Genomic DNA, 16953 nt, shown 5'->3' with positions numbered 1-16953 from the left:
CTCGTTCTATGTCTTGTTCATACGCAGACACTCGAAGAAGTGGTAGTTCCATGGGTCGAGTTCCACGTACAGGCCCGGCGAGCTCATCTCATCTCCAGCACGCTCATAGATCGCACCTGATATCGCGTCCAGCAAGTGCCACTCTCCACCGCCTGCATCCGCCCACGGGACTCGTACCCGGCTCTGCGCGGGACAGTTGCTGAGATTGATGATGATCAGGTATCGCTCGTTGCCTCTTATCCAACTCCAGGCCACCAGATTCTGAAAGGTCGTGTTATCGGACCAGCCCGTTCGTTCACACAGGCTCCACTGGCCATCGCGAAAAACGGGCTTATCTATCGCAGAGAGAAGCTTTTTGTAGAAACCCTGGAGGCTCTGATCCACAGGTTCCTGCGGACGCCTACCCAGAAACACGGGCAGTCTCACCATGCGTCCCTCGAACTGGCCTTCATGAAAAAGCTTAATTCCCGGGAGCGTGGTCATCGTCAGCGCAGCGGCCTGCTGCTTCGCCTGCAAAAAAGTAGCCGCAGCCCGCGGTTCGTCATGGTTTTCGATGAAACGGACCAGCTTTCCCTGATAAGCCAGCTCTGCACAAAGATGAAGACGGATATTCTCCGCGTTGTCGTGTTCCAGGCGATCGTAAAGCTTCTTGTCGTAGCAGAAGTCAAATCCGCGCTGCTGAAGTTCCCATTCCAGATCCCAGTAAACCTCGGCGATGAAGATGAAACCGGGATAGCTTTTCTTGACGGCGGAGATTACATCGTCCCAGTACTCCGTTGCGGGTTGCTGTCCGGCACGGCTACCCCACGTACGTTGGAAGATCAAGTTCAGTAAAAGCATGGCCATGTCGCAGCGAATGCCATCGCATTGCTGGGCAATGCCTGATACGGTTTCGATCACAGCCTGTCGAAGCCCCGGGGCAAAGGCGTTCAACTGCAGAACGTCCGGCCAGGCCGGGAAGAAGGGATCCCGTCCCCGAGCGAAAATTGTTCCCTCTCTTTCAATGAAGGAAGAAGGGTCCTTCCTGGCGTCGTCAGAATTGCTCTGGATGAAATACTCGGGATGTTCTGCGACCCACGGATGATCGATGGCAACATGGTTGGGCACAAAGTCAAGGATCAGGTTCATGCCCCGATTCGAGAGTTCCTCTCGAGCAACAGCCAAACCTTGAGGCCCCCCGAGATGCTCGTCAACAACGTAGCGTCGAACGCAATAGGGCGATCCTACATTGTCCTCCGGGCGAAAGTCAGGGAGCGCTCGCCGAAAATCGTCTAGCAGAGTCTGGTTTTGATTCGCAATCGCGATACCTGCAGGACTCCGTTCCCAAACCCCCATCAACCACACTGCATCGAAGCCATAAGCGGCGATGGCATCCCACTCGGCTGCGGGAATCGAAGCCAAGGTGACTTTCTTTCCGTATTTCTGGCTCAGTTCTGAGAGCCAGACCCAGGTGTTGATCTCATACACGCTTGGGTATCGGGGCCACACGGACACACGCGTCGGCATTGTCTCTGCTGGAGCGTGGCTCATCAACTTCGCCATGACTATCCCCTCCTCAACTTCGAATAGTCTGGAACGATTCTTCGAATCGTCTGCCATTAGATCGAATCACGGGATGAGCGTGTGATGCCGGTCACTCGATCTCAGGTTTTGATCCAAAAACCGCTGAGTTGGGCGATCTGAAACGACATCAGCAACATTCTGTCCCCGGCGTGATCTTCGCGATAATCGTGGCCGTACCGCGCTGAGTCCTGGGAAAAGACGTTTTGCTGGACTATATATGGCTTTTTTGCACTGAACAACTGGGGAAATCCCTAATCAACATAGCTCTCGCCGTAGATACTCGGGCGCGCGATCTAGTCGATGACAGGGCTATTACGGGCCTCATTTATGTTCGACTGGGCTCGTTCCAAATCACGCCAAGGTCCAATCGCCCCCTGCAAAAGCGGCAAGAGTTCGAAAATCGTCCACTAGGGCCGACCATTGAATCAATCACTTAGCGTACTCACGCACCCTCTTGGAAATTGACTGTAGCGGGTGCCTGCTTTTCTTGTTGTGACCTCGCGCAGAGACAATCGCCTATTGCGTCGTGCTGGGAAAGTAAGCTTCTTTGAGCACAAAGAGGATCATCTTGCTCTCTCAATTCAATAAAGAGAAACGTTCCAACTCACATGTTTCCTAAGCAAAAACTCCCGTCGCAGAAATTCGTTTTGCTCAAGGTCGGCACCCGGAAAACTGTCCGTCAGACCTGACACCCGCACGCAACAGAACAGATTTCTTGCAGCCTGACAAGCCAGACAGTTGTATGTGTACACGATTGGCAAGCAATCGTGTCACTTCAAGCTCAGCATCTCGGGGCCCTAGTTGCGGACGTTGTTGACGGCTGGATTGAGCTCCCTTGCTGCCTTCATCTGATGTCTGGGAAGGGGCGAAGAAGGTCGGCGGGGCGGCCGCTCCGTCGACTGGAAACCGCGGCTTCAAAACCGATACTAATCGATGTCCCAGAATCCTACTTGGACGTCAACATCTCTTGGAAGCTTGCCGTGGGCGATGACCCTTTCGACGGCGGCGGCGCGGAGGTTGGTGAGCTGCGCGTCGAAGTAGATAGAGTCGCCTGAGTTGGCGAGGGCGGCTTCGAGGTCGGTGGTCCAGCGGGGGACGCTGTGGGCTTCGGCGATCTCGCGAAGCATCTGCTCGTTTCTGCCGACAAGGATGGGGTCGGGCATGAGGCGCGAGCCGTCGCGAAGGGTGAGGCCGCCTTTCTTGCGGATGGCGAGGATGGAACGGACGAGGTGCTGGTTGAGGCCCATGCGTCCGGTGACGCCGTTCATGATGATGCCGGTGCGCTTCTCAGACATCCGGTTCTTTTCGAAGATCGATTGCGTACGCCACGCTAGTGTATCCAGCGATCCGCGTGCGCGAAAGATTAGGAGACTCTAGACTCCTACGCCTTTAGAGCGTTAATCACCTGGTAATTGCGCGTGGTGACTTCAAAGCACGAAACGCTCACTCATCGAGGTAAGGCCAATGCACGAGAACTTTTTGTAACTGCGGCAGGTTTGGTGTGCCAAACGAGCGAAAGGCTCGAGAAGGAAGGGTGCAACTTTCGGGTAATAGGTCGGACCGAAACAGGACAGTTACTTTAAGCAGGCGACTCAAACTCGGTTACCGTGCCCCAAAGGAACCTCATGACCTCCCCAATGTCTCGTTCCCTCCGCACTCGTGCACTAACGTACGTAGGCAACTATCTGCGCAGGCTTGCTCCACTCAGTCTACTGACGGCGGCTGCGCTCGCGCACGCCGCGGCGGCGCCTACGACGACATCGCTGACGATCTCAGCGACGTCGGTGCCCTATCAGACTCCTATCATCCTGACGGCGAAGGTCACTTCGGGAGGATCGCCTGTGAGCTCCGGCCTGGTGATGTTCTGCGCAGTGACGACGACGAACTGCGAGACCAATTCGTCGCTGGCGTCGGTGCAGTTGACCTCGCCGAATGCGACCGCGGTTGTCAAGATCGGCAGCGGCCCGCTGGGCGTGCATACCTACAAGGCGGTGTATCGCGCGAATAACAGCTATGCGTCGAGCACGTCGAACACGGTGAGCTATACGGTGCAGGGGACGTATTCGTCGTCGAGCGCTATTGCGTCGTCGGGCACGGTGGGTAACTACACGCTCAGCTCAACGGTGACTGGCGTTGGCTCGTTGACGACGGGGCCGACTGGCACGATTTCGTTCCTCGATACAAGCGCAGGGAACAATGTGCTGGGCACGCAGACGCTGGGCCCAGCGGTGCTGACGGATAATTTCACTACGGCGTCAGGCTCGCCCTTTGCGATCAGCGGCAACGGAAATACGACGAACCGGTCGGTTGTAATTGCATCGGCGTACCTGAACGGGGACAACAACCTCGACCTGGTGACTGGAGATGCCAACCAGATCATCACAGTGCTGCTGGGCAATGGCGATGGTACATTTCAGCCGAAGGTGAACTACCCGGGTTGCTCAGCTGGCAAGGCGTTGAAGATGCTGCTTGCAGACTTCAACCGCGACGGCAACACCGACATCGCTCTGGGCTGCTCGACTGGAAGCACGGGCGGGCTGGTGATTCTGCTGGGCAATGGCGACGGGAGCTTTCAGGCGCCGGTGGAGTACACCTCGGGCGATGTAGAAGGCCTGGCGATGGGGGACTTCAACGGCGACGGCTTGCTGGACGTCGTGGTGACGGACCAGACTGCGAAGAATGTAACTGTCTTTCTTGGTAAGGGCGACGGCACATTCCAGGCCGGGAATGTTGTGGCGACGACATCGAAGAATGCGAACGACATCGTGGTAGGGGATTTCAACCAGGACGGCAAAGACGACATTGCGTTTGCGACCGCGACCGCGGCGGCGGGTAGCAATCTGTCGGATCTGTATGTGGCTCTTGGGAACGGCGATGGCACTTTTCAAGGGGCCACCAAGGTTGCCTCGCAGATCGGTGAGTTTCTGACTTCGGGCGACCTGAATGCCGATGGCATCCCTGATGTGGTTTCGACCACAATCACGGGAAGCACGCACATCGGGCCTTGGATGTTCGTGTTGCTCGGCAATGGAACTGGATCGTTCCAGGCGCCAGTGAAGTATACATCTGACATTCCTTCGGACCCGTCGCTCACAGACGTGAATGGCGACGGAAAACCGGACATCATTGCGGGTGGAAGCTATGGCGCGTTGGTGTATCTGGGCAACGGTGACGGAACATTTCAAGCTTACAACGAGCCGGTGATCGGCGGGTTTTCGCTGACGTACGCAGTAAGCGCGGGCGACTTCAATAATGACGGTAACGCCGATCTGTCGGGCACGGATGCGAGCAGTCCGCGGGCAGCGGTCTCGCTGAGCGAAGTTTCGCAGAATGGCAACTCAGGCGCGCTGGCCGGAGTGGCGGTGTTTCCGCTGGGCAGCGGTATTCACAATGTGGACGCAAGCTACTCGGGCGACTCGATCTACCTGCCGAGCGTTTCGTCGACGGTGGCCCTGATGGCGGCTCCAACGCCGACGACGCTGGCGCTTGGTGTCTCGCCGGTGACGGCGACGCTCAGCGGGCAGGCGGTGACCCTGACGGCGACACTGAGTCCATATACTGTTGGGCCGCCTACGACAACCACCAACGGGGAGAGCGTGAACTTTTACAGCGGCTCAACGCTGATTGGCACGGGCACGCTGAACAACGGCGTTGCGACTCTGGTGACGACGAATCTGCCGGTGGGCAGCGATTCGCTGAAGGCGATCTATCCGGGAGATACCAACTACAACCCAAGCACTTCAAGCGTAATCAGCGTGACGGTGGCGGCGGTTCTGCTGACTTCGAACCCGAACCCGTCGACGTATAGCCAGGCCGTGACTCTGACCTCGACGACGCCCTCGGGGGCGACCGGGTCAGTGACATTCATGGATGGCGCGATCACGCTGGGAGTGGCGACGATCTCCGGCACGGCGGCGACTATCTCAACCACAACACTCACGGCCGGTTCACATAACCTTACCGCGGTGTACAGCGGCGATGGCAGTCACAGTGCGGGGACTTCGCCTGTGGTGGTTCAGGTTGTGACCCAGGCGACGCCAACGATCTCAGTCGTTGCGGCCCCAAACCCGAGCCCCTATGGCAACACAGTTACAATCAGCGCGACGTTGACGCAAGGGGCCACCGGGACAGTGACCTTCACGAGCGGCGGAGTCACGCTGGGCAGCGCGACGGTGAAAGGATCCGGCCTGGCGTCGATTACAACTACGGTCCTGCCGGCTGGCACCGATACGATCACGGCAAGCTATGGCAGCGACAATAACTATACGCCGGCCTCGGCCACAACACAGGAGACGATCACGAAGGCAAGCCCGAGCTCCACGCTGACGGTGTCGCCGAATCCAGCGGTTCCGGGAGCTTCGGTGACCCTTACTGATACGCTGCCGAGCAACGTCACAGGCACGGTGACCTTTACAAATGGGACTACGGTTCTCGGAACCGGCACTGTGAACAATGGCGTCGCCACGGTCTCTACCACAGTGCTGCCATTGGGCACTGACACGGTCACGGCGACCTACAATGGCGACTCCAACAACAACACCTCGGTTGCGACGGCGACAGAGACGATTGCGAAGCTGAACCCGACGGTGACGGTGTCGTCGACTCCGAATCCGAGCACATATGGCCAGTCGGTGACAATTACGGCGAGCGTGCCCGCGGGAGACAAGGGCACGATCACGATCACGAGCGGCGGAGTGACTCTGGGCTCGGGGACGGTGAGCGCCGGTGGAACCGTGGTCGTCACGACGACGGCGCTGCCTGTAGGGACCGACACCATTACGGCGAGCTACGGCGGCGACACGACGAACAATGCAGCAACCGGGACGACGTCGCAGACAGTGAGCAAAGCGACGCCGACGATCACGCTGACATCATCGCTGAATCCCTCGGCGGTCAATCAGTCGGTGACCTTTACGGCGACTCTGCCGACGGCGGCCACCGGAACGGTGACGTTTACCAGCGGCGGTACGACGCTGGGAACGGCGACGGTGACGAACGGAACAGCGTCTGTTTCGAGCTCGGCCCTGCCGGTCGGCACCGATACGGTCACGGCAACTTACAACGGCGACGGTAACTACAGCACGGCATCGACGACGCTGAACCAGACGGTGAACAAGGCTGCGACGACGGTGACGGTGTCGTCGACTCCGAATCCGAGCACGTATGGCTCTTCTGTAACGATTACTGCGAGCGTGCCTTCGGGAGATACGGGCACAATCACGATCACGAGTGGTGGAGTGACGCTGGGCTCGGGGACGGTGAACGCGGGCGGAACCGTGGTCGTGACGACGACGGCGCTGCCTGTAGGGACCGACACCATCACGGCTAGTTATGGCGGTGACTCGAATAATAATGCAGCGACCGGGACGACATCCGAGACTGTTGGCAAGACCACGCCGGCGATCACGCTGACTTCAACGCTGAATCCCTCGGCGGTCAATCAGTCGGTGACTTTCACGGCGACGCTTCCCACAGCGGTCACCGGGACGGTGACATTTACCAGCGGCGGTTCGACGCTGGGAACGGCGACTGTGACGAACGGAACGGCATCGGTTTCGACCACGGTCCTGCCGGTCGGGACGGATACGATCACGGCCAGCTACGGCGGCGACGGGAATTACAACACGGCATCGACGACGCTGAACCAGACGGTGAACAAGGCTACGACGACGGTGACGGTGTCGTCGACTCCGAATCCAAGCACGTTTGGCTCGTCTGTAACGATTACTGCGAGCGTGCCTGCAGGGGACACGGGGACAATCACGGTCACGAGCGGCGGAGTGACGCTGGGCTCGGGGACAGTGAGCGCTGGTGGAACCGTGGTCGTCACGACGACAGCCCTGCCTGTCGGAACGGATACCATTACCGCAAGCTACGGCGGCGATGCGACGCACAGTGCAGCGACCGGGACGACGTCGCAGACTGTTGGCACGACCACGCCGACGATCACGCTGACTTCATCGCTGAATCCTTCGGCGCTCAATCAGTCGGTGACCTTCACGGCGACGCTGCCTACAGCGGCCACCGGAACAGTGACGTTTACCAGCGGCGGTACGACGCTGGGAACGGCGACGGTGACGAATGGAACGGCATCGGTGGCGACTACGGTCCTACCGATCGGGACCGACACGATCACGGCCAGCTACGGCGGCGACGGGAATTACAACGCGGCATCGACGACGCTGAACCAGACGGTGAAAAAGGCCGTGACGACGGTGACGGTAACGGCGACTCCGAATCCGAGCACGTATGGCCAGTCGGTGACAATTACGGCGAGCGTGCCTGCAGGAGACACGGGCACAATCACGATCACCAGCGGCGGAGCGACGCTGGGCTCGGGGACAGTGGGCGCGGCGGGGACGGTTGTGGTGACGACTTCGTCGCTGCCTGTGGGAAGCGATACGATCACCGCGAGCTACAGCGGCGATGCGAACAATGATGCAGGAACAGGGTCGGTGGTAGAGAGCGTCGGCAAGGCGACTGCCACCTCGACGCTAACTTCATCGCAGAACCCGTCTGCTCCGGGCGCTTCGGTGACCTTCACGGACACGCTGCCGACGGGAGTGACAGGAACGGTGACGTTCACCAGCGGAGGGACGACGCTGGGAACTTCGACGGTGACAAATGGTGTTGCGAGCGTCTCGACGTCGTCGTTGCCTGGTGGCAGCGATACGATCACGGCGACCTATAGCGGCGACAGCAACTACAACACGTCGGTTGCGACGCTGACCCAGACGGTTACGAAGATCACGCCGACGGTGACGGTGTCGGCGGCTCCGAATCCGAGCACGTTCGGAGGTTCGGTTACGATCACGGCGACGGTTGCGGCCGGAGCCACGGGGACTGTGACCTTCACGAGCGGTGGAGTGACGCTAGGCTCGGGGACGCTGAACGGCTCGGGAGTGGCGTCGTTTGCTACGACGACGCTGCCGGTAGGCTCAGACACGATTACAGCGAGCTACGGTGGTGACGCGACATACAATGCCGCGACCGGAACGACGGTCGAGACGGTCTCGAAGGTTTCGCCTTCGATGGCGCTGAATTCGTCGTTGAATCCGGCGCAGGCGAATCAGCCTGTCACCTTTACGGCGACGTTGCCGACGAATGTTACCGGTTCGGTGACGTTCACCAGCAATGGAGCGCCGTTGGGAACAAGCACCATTACGAATGGTGTTGCAACGGTGACGACCTCAACCCTGGCGTTGGGAAGCGACGCGATTGTCGCGACCTATGGCGGCGATAGCAACAACGGCAGCGCGACGGCCAGCCTGACGGAGACGATCAACAAGGCATCGCCGGCGGTGACGATGTCGTCGTCTCCGAATCCGAGCACGTATGGCCAGACAGTGACGATTACGGCGAGCGTTCCGGCGGGCGCGACAGGAACGATCACGCTGACCAGCGGCGGTACGGCGCTGGGATCCGGAACGGTGTCGACGGCAGGCACGGTCGTGGTGACGACGGGCTCGCTTCCGGTGGGCACGGACACGATTACGGCAAGCTACAGCGGCGACACGAACGACAATCCGGCGACCGGAACGACAACGCAGACGGTCACGAAGAACACGCCAACGGTGACGGTCTCGACCTCGGGTCCGAGTAACTCTGGCGATCCGGTGACGATCACGGTCACGCTGCCTCCCGGAACCACGGGCTCTGTGACGTTGACGAGCGGCGGAACGACGATCGGGACAGGAACAGTCAACCCGACGACGGGAACGACGTCGATTACGACGTCAACGCTCCCTGTCGGCAGTGATCCGATCACGGCGACCTATGGTGGCGACTCGAACAACAATCCGGCCACGGGAACGACGACGCAGGTTGTGAACAGGCTGACTCCGACGGTGACGCTGACCTCGTCGAATAACCCATCGACAGTGGGCCAGGCAGTGACCTTCACGGCGACAGTGCCGGCAAGTGCGACGGGAACGATTATGTTCCTCGATGGCACGACAACGATCGGCAGCGGAACGATTGTGAGTGGCACAGCGAGCGTGACGACTTCGACCCTGACAGGCGGGACGCATACGATCACGGCAAGCTATGGTGGCGATACGAACAATGGCGCTGCAACGTCGTCGCCTCTGACGCAGACGGTGAATAAGGTGACTCCGGTGCTGCCGCCTCCAGTGGTGTCGGCGCCGACGATCACAGCGGGCGGAAGCGAGACGATAACCGAGACGGTGCCAAGCGGCGTCTCCGGGCCGGTGACGTTCTCAAACGGCGGCACAACGATTGGGACAGCTCCCGTTGTCGGCGGTGTCGCCACGATTGTTGTGACGAATCTGCCTGTGGGCAGCGATCCGATTACGGCGAGCACTCCGGGCGACGCGAACAACAATCCAGCGACCTCGCCGGCGACGACGGTGACGGTGACGAAGGGGACTCCGACGGTTGGGCTTACCTCCTCACTCAATCCTTCGGCGGCGAATCAGGCAGTGACCTTCACGGCGACTCTGCCGACGGGCGTGACCGGGACGGTGACGTTTACTGACGGAGCGACGACGCTGGGCACGGCGACGGTGACGAACGGCGTTGCGTCGGTGACGGTGTCCACGCTGACCTCAGGAACGCACACGATTACCGCGAGTTATGGCGGAGACAGCAACTACAACGCGGCGACTTCGGCTCCGTTGACGCAGATAGTGAATAAGGCGACTCCTGTGTTGCCGCCTCCCGTGGTGTCGGCGCCGACGATCACAGTGGGCGGAAGCGAGACGATCACGGAGACGGTGCCAAGCGGCGTCTCCGGGCCGGTGACCTTCACGAATGGCACGACGGTGATCGGGACGGCTCCCATTGTCGGCGGTGTCGCCACGATTGTTGTGACGAATCTGCCGGTGGGCAGCAATCCGATTACGGCGAGCACTCCTGGCGATGCAAACAACAATCCTGCGACCTCGCCAGCGACGACGGTGACGGTAACGCAGGGAGCTCCGACGGTGACACTGACATCCTCGACGAATCCCGCGAACCCGGGCCAGTCGGTGATTTTCACTGCGACGGTGCCGGCGGGCGCGACCGGCACGGTCACCTTCCTTGACGGAACGACTGCAATCGGAACAGGGACTGTGAACTCGTCTGGGATTGCGACGATGACGACGTCGACGCTTGCGACCGGGACGCACACAATCACCGCGAGCTACAGCGGCGATACGAGCTACAGCGCAGCGAAGTCAGCTCCTCTGAACCAGGTGATCGGCCATGTTGCGACGACGATCATGCTGACGCAGAGCACGCCGACCGAGCTTGTGGGAACCGCAGTGACGTTTACCGCGACGGTTGCAGCGCCGGTGCCAACTCCGACGGGCACTGTGTCCTTCATGGACGGGACGACGGTGCTGGGAACTGCGCCGTTGAGCACGAACGGGTCTGTCTCGGTGGGGTTTGATCTGAGCGGCAACGCGGCTGTGACGCTGAACAATCTAGCGACGGGAACGCACCAGATCACGGCGGTGTACTCGGGCGACACCATCTTCTCGACGAGCTCGTCGGCTCCGGTGACGAACATCGTTCAGGACTTCACGAACAAGAACAGTGGGGCGACGACCCAGAAGGTCTTCCCCGGTGACTCGACCAGCTACACGTTCACGTTGGCACCTGTGGGTTCGACTACCTTCATGAGCGACGTGAACCTGACGGTGACGGGCCTGCCGGCAGGATCGACCTACACGTTCACGCCCTCCAAGGCAGCCGCGGGCGCGGGCAGCACGACCGTGACGCTGAACGTCAAGACGAGCAGCTCGCTGAGCGCGCGGAACCACCAGCCGCAAGGCCCGTGGCCAGCGCAGCGTGACGTACCGGTTGCACTGGGAATGCTTGGCCTTGCTGGCCTTGGCGCAGCACGTAAGTACAGGCGCAGAATGCCGCGCTTGCTGATGATGCTGCTGTTGCTTGCTGGTTCACTCCTGCCGGTTGCTGCATTGAGTGGGTGCGCAGGTGGTTACTTCGCGCTCGATCCGAAACCTTATACAGTGACGGTGACAGGAACCGAGAGCACGGTTCAGCACGCAGCCACCGCGACCCTGATGGTCGAGTAGGAGAAGAAGGATGAAACTCGTAAAGGCCGCTCTGCTGCTGTTGTTCCTGGCTCTTCCGTGGGCGCTCCATGCTCAGATGATGCTGCGCTTCGATGACATCAAGAGGTTCGAGGTGGGAGGTAACTTCGACTACCTCCACGCGAACGCCCCTCCGGGCCACTGCGGCTGCTTCTCCATGTACGGAGGCAGCGGCACCTTCCTGATGAACGTCACGCGGAAGTGGAGCGCGCTGGCAGACATTACCGTTGCCCATGCAAGCAATGTGAACAATAGCGGGCAGAATATTCTGATCATCAACTATCTGTTCGGCCCACGGTTTACGTACCGCAACCCGAGCAGGTATGTGCCCTATGGCGAAGTCCTCCTGGGTGGAGCGAAGGAGGATGTGAACTTTCAGTTCACGATCAATCGCCAGTCGTTTGGCGTGCTGGCCGGCGGAGGCGTGAGAACGAGGATCAAGCCCCGGCTCGGGGCCAACATCATCCAGGTGGACTACGTCTACACGCGCATTCCCAATGCTGTGAACAATACGCAGAACAATCTGCGTATCAGCACAGGCATCACGTATCACTTCGGTGGTGGCGAGTAGTTAGACTGACGGCGCCATTCAGGAGACGGCGCAGGCGACGAGCGACTGAGCCGCGGCGCGGGCGTCTCGAATGAGGTCGGGCAGGCCGACGCCGCGATACGCGTTTCCGAGCAGCCACAGTGAGCCCAGGGCGCGCACGCGCTCGTTGAGTTCTGCCATGCGTTCGAGATGGCCCACGGCGTACTGCGGGAGCGAGCGGGGCAAGTGGCGGATGACCGTGACCTGCGGCTCGGGCAGCGGGCCGAGGATACGGGCGAGTTCAAGTCGCGCAATGGCGGCGATCTCGTCGTTGCGGCAGCGCATCAGGCGCAGGGCCGATTCACCGCCGAAGAAGGCGCGGAGCAGGCGCCCGCCTTCAGGGACGCGGTCGGGGAACTTCTGATCCATGAAAGTGCATGCGAGGAGAAGACTGCCTGAGCCTTGCGGGACAAGGAAGCCGAAGCCAGGGGGCAGCTTGAGGGAGTGAGTGGCGTCGGCAAAGGCGAATCCGACGACAACGGCTGAGCTGGCGTCCATTTGCATCAGTTCGGCGGCGCGGGCGTCGATGGGGCTAAGCAGCGATTGTGCGATGTGAACGGGGGCTGCCATGAAGAGGGCGTCGAAGCTCTCGTCGCCTCGGTTGGTGGTGAGGTGCCAGCCTTCGACTGTGCGCGCGACGGCGGAGACCTCGGTGTTGAGGTGAATCCACTGCTGCGGGATGGAGGCGACAATGCGGTCGATGAGCGTGCCAAGACCGCTGCGCAGCGTTGTGAAGAGGGCAGGGGTTGAGTTCCCGGCGCGTGCCTGTAGCGCGGTGACGAGGCTGCCGTACTCGCGCTCCATTGTGACGAAGGGAGCCATGACGGCGCGAACGCTGAGTGTGGCGACATCGCCTCCGAAGACACCGCTCAGCAACGGGGCGCCGATGGTCTCGAGCACTTCATTGCCGAAGTGCCGCCGCACAAACTCGGCGACGCTCTCGTCGTGCATCGGTGCGGAGGCGCGCAGCTCGGCGGCACGGGAGGGTTCGTCGCGGAAGTACTGCCGGGCCCGCGGGCTGAAGAGGTCCGACGTATCGAGTGCAGTCAGGTCAGAAGGAACCATCATGCGCATGCCGTCCGGCATTGCTTTGAGATCGCCGTCGCGGAGGACGTAGGTCTTGCGGGTGGTGTCGTTGGAGTGGATCAGTTCGCTCGAGAGGTTGAGCTCCTCTGCGAGCTGGCGCGCCCAGGGCTTTTCGCTTACCCAGCCGTCGGGGCCGCCTTCGATGACGAAGCCAGCTTCGCGCACTGTCTCGACGATGCCGCCCAAGCGCTGCGAAGACTCAAACAGCACGGCCTGCACAGGCTCTCCGCGGCGGGCAAGCTGCGCGAGTTCATAGGCTGCTGCCAACCCCGCGATTCCACCGCCAGCAATCGCGACGCGCTTCATCGCATCCTCGCGGAGATGGGGTCGGACGAGAGAACTGAGATATCGGCCATGAGCTCCGCCTGATGGTGCAGCATCATACAGCGTTCGGTGTCGCGGCTTCATCCTGGTTGGCAGAGGTCGCGGAGGTGTTGGCGGAGGCGATCTGGGCGAGCGCCTGGGCGAGGACGGGGGAGTCGTTGAGGCTCTCGGCGCGCCAGAGCTGCAGGCCAAGCTCGCCGGCGATCTCGCGGAAGGCGATGTCGATGTCGTAGAGGATCTCGACGTGATCGCAGAGGAAGCCGATGGGTTGCATGACAACACCGACGTGGCCCTCATCTTTGAGGGCGTTGAGGGTGTCTTCGACGGTCGGGCCAAGCCATGGGCCGCCGCTCATGCCCTGGCTCTGGAAAGCGAAGTGCCAGTCGCGCTCGGTTAGGCCGACGACGGAGAGGCGCTCGGCGACGAGGGCCGCGGTGCGCCTGGCTTCAACGGCGTAGGGGTCGGGCGTGCTTTGCGCGAGGGTTCCCGGGCGGGCTCCTTCAATGGAGGCCTCGCCCGTCATCACAGTGCGGCAAGGGACACTGTGCGCTGTGAAGAGGATTGGGACGCGGCGGCCGGACTGAGCGCAGGCGAGCGCCCAGACGGGCCAGAGCTTCTCCGCAAAGGCCTGCACGAGCAGGGGATGGTCGGCCCAGGCTGGGACGAAGTCGACCTCCATGTCAGCGGTGGCAGAGAGAAGGGCTTGGCGATAGAGGCCTATGCTCGTGCGTGAGTTCTGCGGCGCCAGGCAGATGGCTTTGATGTGCGTGATTCCGTCTGCCCGCATTTTCGCGACGACATCGGCGATAAAGGGGTGCCAGTTGCGCATGGCCACGTAGACCGGCGTGCCGTCGAGCAAGCCCTCGAGGAGGCGGCCTTGCGCGAGCGTCCACTTTGTAAGCGGAGGGGGCTCGGCACCTGGGGTTTCGCCGAGGCCGATCTGAGCGTAGCGGTGCTGCAACTCCTCAACGACGTCGTGCGGAAGGGCGCGGCCTCCGGTGACGCGGCTGAGATATTCGGCCATCTCGCCCAGTACGTTCGGCGTACCGTGTGCGAGCAGAAGAACCGCGCTGTTCGTGTTCATTGCGCTCCGTACTCCTTGACCCACTCGACGAGCTTGATGACGTTTTCGACCGGAGTGCCAGGGACGATGCCGTGGCCGAGGTTGAAGATATGGCCGGGTCTGCCTGCCGCCGCTGAGAGGATCTCGCGGGTTCGCGCACGAAGGACGTCGTCGGGAGCGAAGAGAGTGATGGGATCGAGGTTGCCCTGCACAGCGCAGCCTTCGCCGACGGCCTCCCAGCCCGCGTCGAGGGGAGTGCGCCAGTCGAGGCCGATCACGTCGGCGCCGGTCTCGCGCATGGAGGGCAGAAGCGTTGCAGTGTCGACGCCGAAGTAGATGACCGGAACTCCCATGGCCTGGATGCGGCGCACGAGCTCCGTGGTCGGCGCGAGGCAGTATTGGCGATAGTCCGGCACGCTGAGAGCGCCGGCCCAGCTATCGAAGACCTGAATGACATCGGCGCCGGCCTCGACCTGCTGGCGCGCGAAGGCGGTGAGCACAGCAACGAGTTTCTCCATCAGCAACGGCCAGGCCACGGAGTCGCCGTACATCATGCGCTTGGTTTCGATGTAATTGCGCGAAGAGCCGCCTTCGATCATGTAGCTGGCCAGCGTGAATGGGGCGCCGCAGAATCCGATGATGCCGAGCTGATCCTGATTGTCAGGGCCGCGGGCGCCGTCTACGCGCGGCGCGGCAAAGTGGGCGGCAACCTTTTCGATGGCGCGAGCGACGTAGTTCAGCTCGTCGGCGCGGTCGGTGCGCAGGGCGCGGACCTGATCGGCAGAGCGAATAGGAGTGTGTACGATGGGGCCTTCGCCAGCGAGGAACTCGAACTCGAGTCCCATGGGAGTGAAGGGAAGCAGAAGGTCCGCGAAGATGATGGCGGCGTCGACGCCGAGCCGCTCTGCGGCGGTGATGGTGACCTCGGCGGCGATCTCGGGGGTCCGGCAGATCTCAAGCAGTGAGTGGTGCTTGCGGACGGCCATGTACTCGGGCATGTAGCGGCCAGCCTGGCGGAGAAGCCAGACGGGAGTGCGGTCGACAGGTCGGCGGAGACAGGCCCGGACAAAACGGCTGCCCACCGTCGGGGTTCCAGCAGGGGATTGGGCAGTGACGTGTTTTACAGATGCGTTGCTCAAGAGGTTCTCCCTTTCGAGCGTAGCACCTGCCCCTTGTCTTCTGCGAGTCTGTGGCCTTCGCGCTAGAAGGGATGGAAGGGAATCCGATAGACGACGCCAAAGCTCAGGACGCTGGGATAGAACGACTGATTGGTTCCGATGTTCCAGTACTCGTACTGATAGTCGACGCGCCCCGACCATTTCTCTGTGATGTCGACATCGACGCCTCCACCAGGGGCATAGACGATGGAGTTGTCAGAGGTATAGCGCTTGCCACGGTAATCGATGACCGGGTGCGTAAACGTGATGTTTCCAGAGCTGAGGATGAAGCTGGCGTAAGGGCGAAAGGATCTGAACTCGTGCTCCACCTTGATGCCTCCGCCCCATGTCCTTTCGCCGACTGTATTGCCGGGCGCGACTTTGCCGCGGGCCACCAAGGACGGCAAGAGGTACCAGCGCAGATGGCGGGTGTACTCCACTCCAAAAGAGACGCCACTGTTTATGTTGGGTGCATTGAGATACTGGGGCCAGACCGCGGAATAGCCAGAGTAGACCGAGAGGTCTCCTTTTTTGGAAGCTGCGGCGGTTGCCTGTGCATGGAGGGTGAGCGGCGAAGTAAGTATTAAAAATGCCGCAAAAAACAGTAAAAACCGGCTAAAGGTTGGCCGTGTGTGCATCCGGGAAATCCTCCCAGTAACTTCACTTTCTCTCCCGAAGGATGAGGTCGAGCCTTGAGTCGTCAAACGGACTGCGTTGCTTCCGGAGTTTGCTTTCCCTGCGTACAGGGATTGCTGGTTAGATGCTAACCCGGAGGGTTCGTTTGCCCTCTTCAGTGTAGCCGGAAGAGGCACGCGTGAACCTTTTTTTTCAGTCTTCTAAATGAAGAGTGAATTCCTCGATAACCGGATTGGTCAATACCTCTTTTGTGATACGTTCGACTTCCACTTGGGCAGCGGCGCGATCAAGGCCAGGGTCGAGGGTCAATACGAAGTACTTGCCCTGCCTGACGTCGGAGACGCCGCGATATTGCATACGGCGCAGAGCGTCGTTAATCGTTTGCCCCTGAGCATCGAGCACAGTGCGTTTGAGCGTGACATAGACATGAGCCTTCATCTTGACCGATTATAGACAAGACGCGGCATTTGCCCG

9 protein-coding genes are annotated in these 16953 nt (G+C 60.8%); 2 read left to right on the top strand and 7 right to left on the bottom strand.

The genetic code is table 11. The features are described 5' to 3' along the window. Window positions 1–6: 6 nt before the first annotated feature. A complete protein-coding gene (locus OHL16_RS14310) occupies window positions 7–1542 on the bottom strand; it encodes an alpha-amylase family glycosyl hydrolase (RefSeq protein WP_263367854.1) in 1536 nt (511 codons plus the stop codon). A gap of 947 nt (window positions 1543–2489) precedes the next feature. Next, a complete protein-coding gene (locus tag OHL16_RS14305) occupies window positions 2490–2858 on the bottom strand; it encodes a hypothetical protein (protein ID WP_263367853.1) in 369 nt (122 codons plus the stop codon). A 330-nt stretch (window positions 2859–3188) separates the two neighbouring features. Between OHL16_RS14305 and OHL16_RS14300 the strand changes: the two genes are divergently transcribed. Together OHL16_RS14300 and OHL16_RS14295 are read left to right on the top strand one after the other, a co-directional pair. Continuing rightward, a complete protein-coding gene (locus OHL16_RS14300; RefSeq protein ID WP_263367852.1) occupies window positions 3189–11606 on the top strand; it encodes an Ig-like domain repeat protein in 8418 nt (2805 codons plus the stop codon). Window positions 11607–11616: 10 nt separating this feature from the next. Beyond that, window positions 11617–12195: a hypothetical protein gene (locus tag OHL16_RS14295; RefSeq protein WP_263367851.1), complete on the top strand. Its 579-nt coding sequence runs from the start codon at window positions 11617–11619 to the stop codon at window positions 12193–12195. Window positions 12196–12213: 18 nt separating this feature from the next. Here OHL16_RS14295 and hemG read toward each other — a convergent pair whose 3' ends face one another. The 5 genes from hemG to purS all read right to left on the bottom strand — a co-directional run bounded on the left by hemG (window position 12214) and on the right by purS (window position 16917). After that, window positions 12214–13605 carry a protoporphyrinogen oxidase gene (hemG, locus tag OHL16_RS14290; RefSeq protein WP_263367850.1) on the bottom strand — a complete coding sequence of 464 codons (1392 nt, stop codon included), beginning with the start codon at window positions 13603–13605 and terminating at the stop codon, window positions 12214–12216. A 73-nt stretch (window positions 13606–13678) separates the two neighbouring features. Further along, complete coding sequence (gene hemH / locus OHL16_RS14285) at window positions 13679–14707, bottom strand: ferrochelatase (RefSeq protein ID WP_263367849.1); 1029 nt, start codon at window positions 14705–14707, stop codon at window positions 13679–13681. Beyond that, entirely contained in the window at window positions 14704–15825 is a 1122-nt protein-coding gene (hemE, locus tag OHL16_RS14280) for a uroporphyrinogen decarboxylase (protein WP_396127201.1), read from the bottom strand. The genes hemH and hemE overlap by 4 nt, the downstream gene beginning before the upstream one ends. Before the next feature lie 62 nt (window positions 15826–15887). Beyond that, on the bottom strand, window positions 15888–16481 hold the full coding sequence (locus OHL16_RS14275; RefSeq protein WP_263367848.1) for a porin family protein: 594 nt from the start codon (window positions 16479–16481) through the stop codon (window positions 15888–15890). 190 nt (window positions 16482–16671) lie between these two features. Further along, the gene (gene purS, locus OHL16_RS14270; protein ID WP_263367846.1) at window positions 16672–16917 is read right to left on the bottom strand and encodes a phosphoribosylformylglycinamidine synthase subunit PurS; all 246 of its coding nucleotides are present in this window, start codon (window positions 16915–16917) and stop codon (window positions 16672–16674) included. Window positions 16918–16953 lie beyond the last annotated feature (36 nt).

The sequence above is a fragment of the Edaphobacter bradus genome, assembly GCF_025685645.1.
GTDB lineage: Bacteria > Acidobacteriota > Terriglobia > Terriglobales > Acidobacteriaceae > Edaphobacter > Edaphobacter bradus.
Note: the sequence above shows the minus strand (reverse complement) of the source record. Positions and strands in the feature narration are given on the sequence as shown.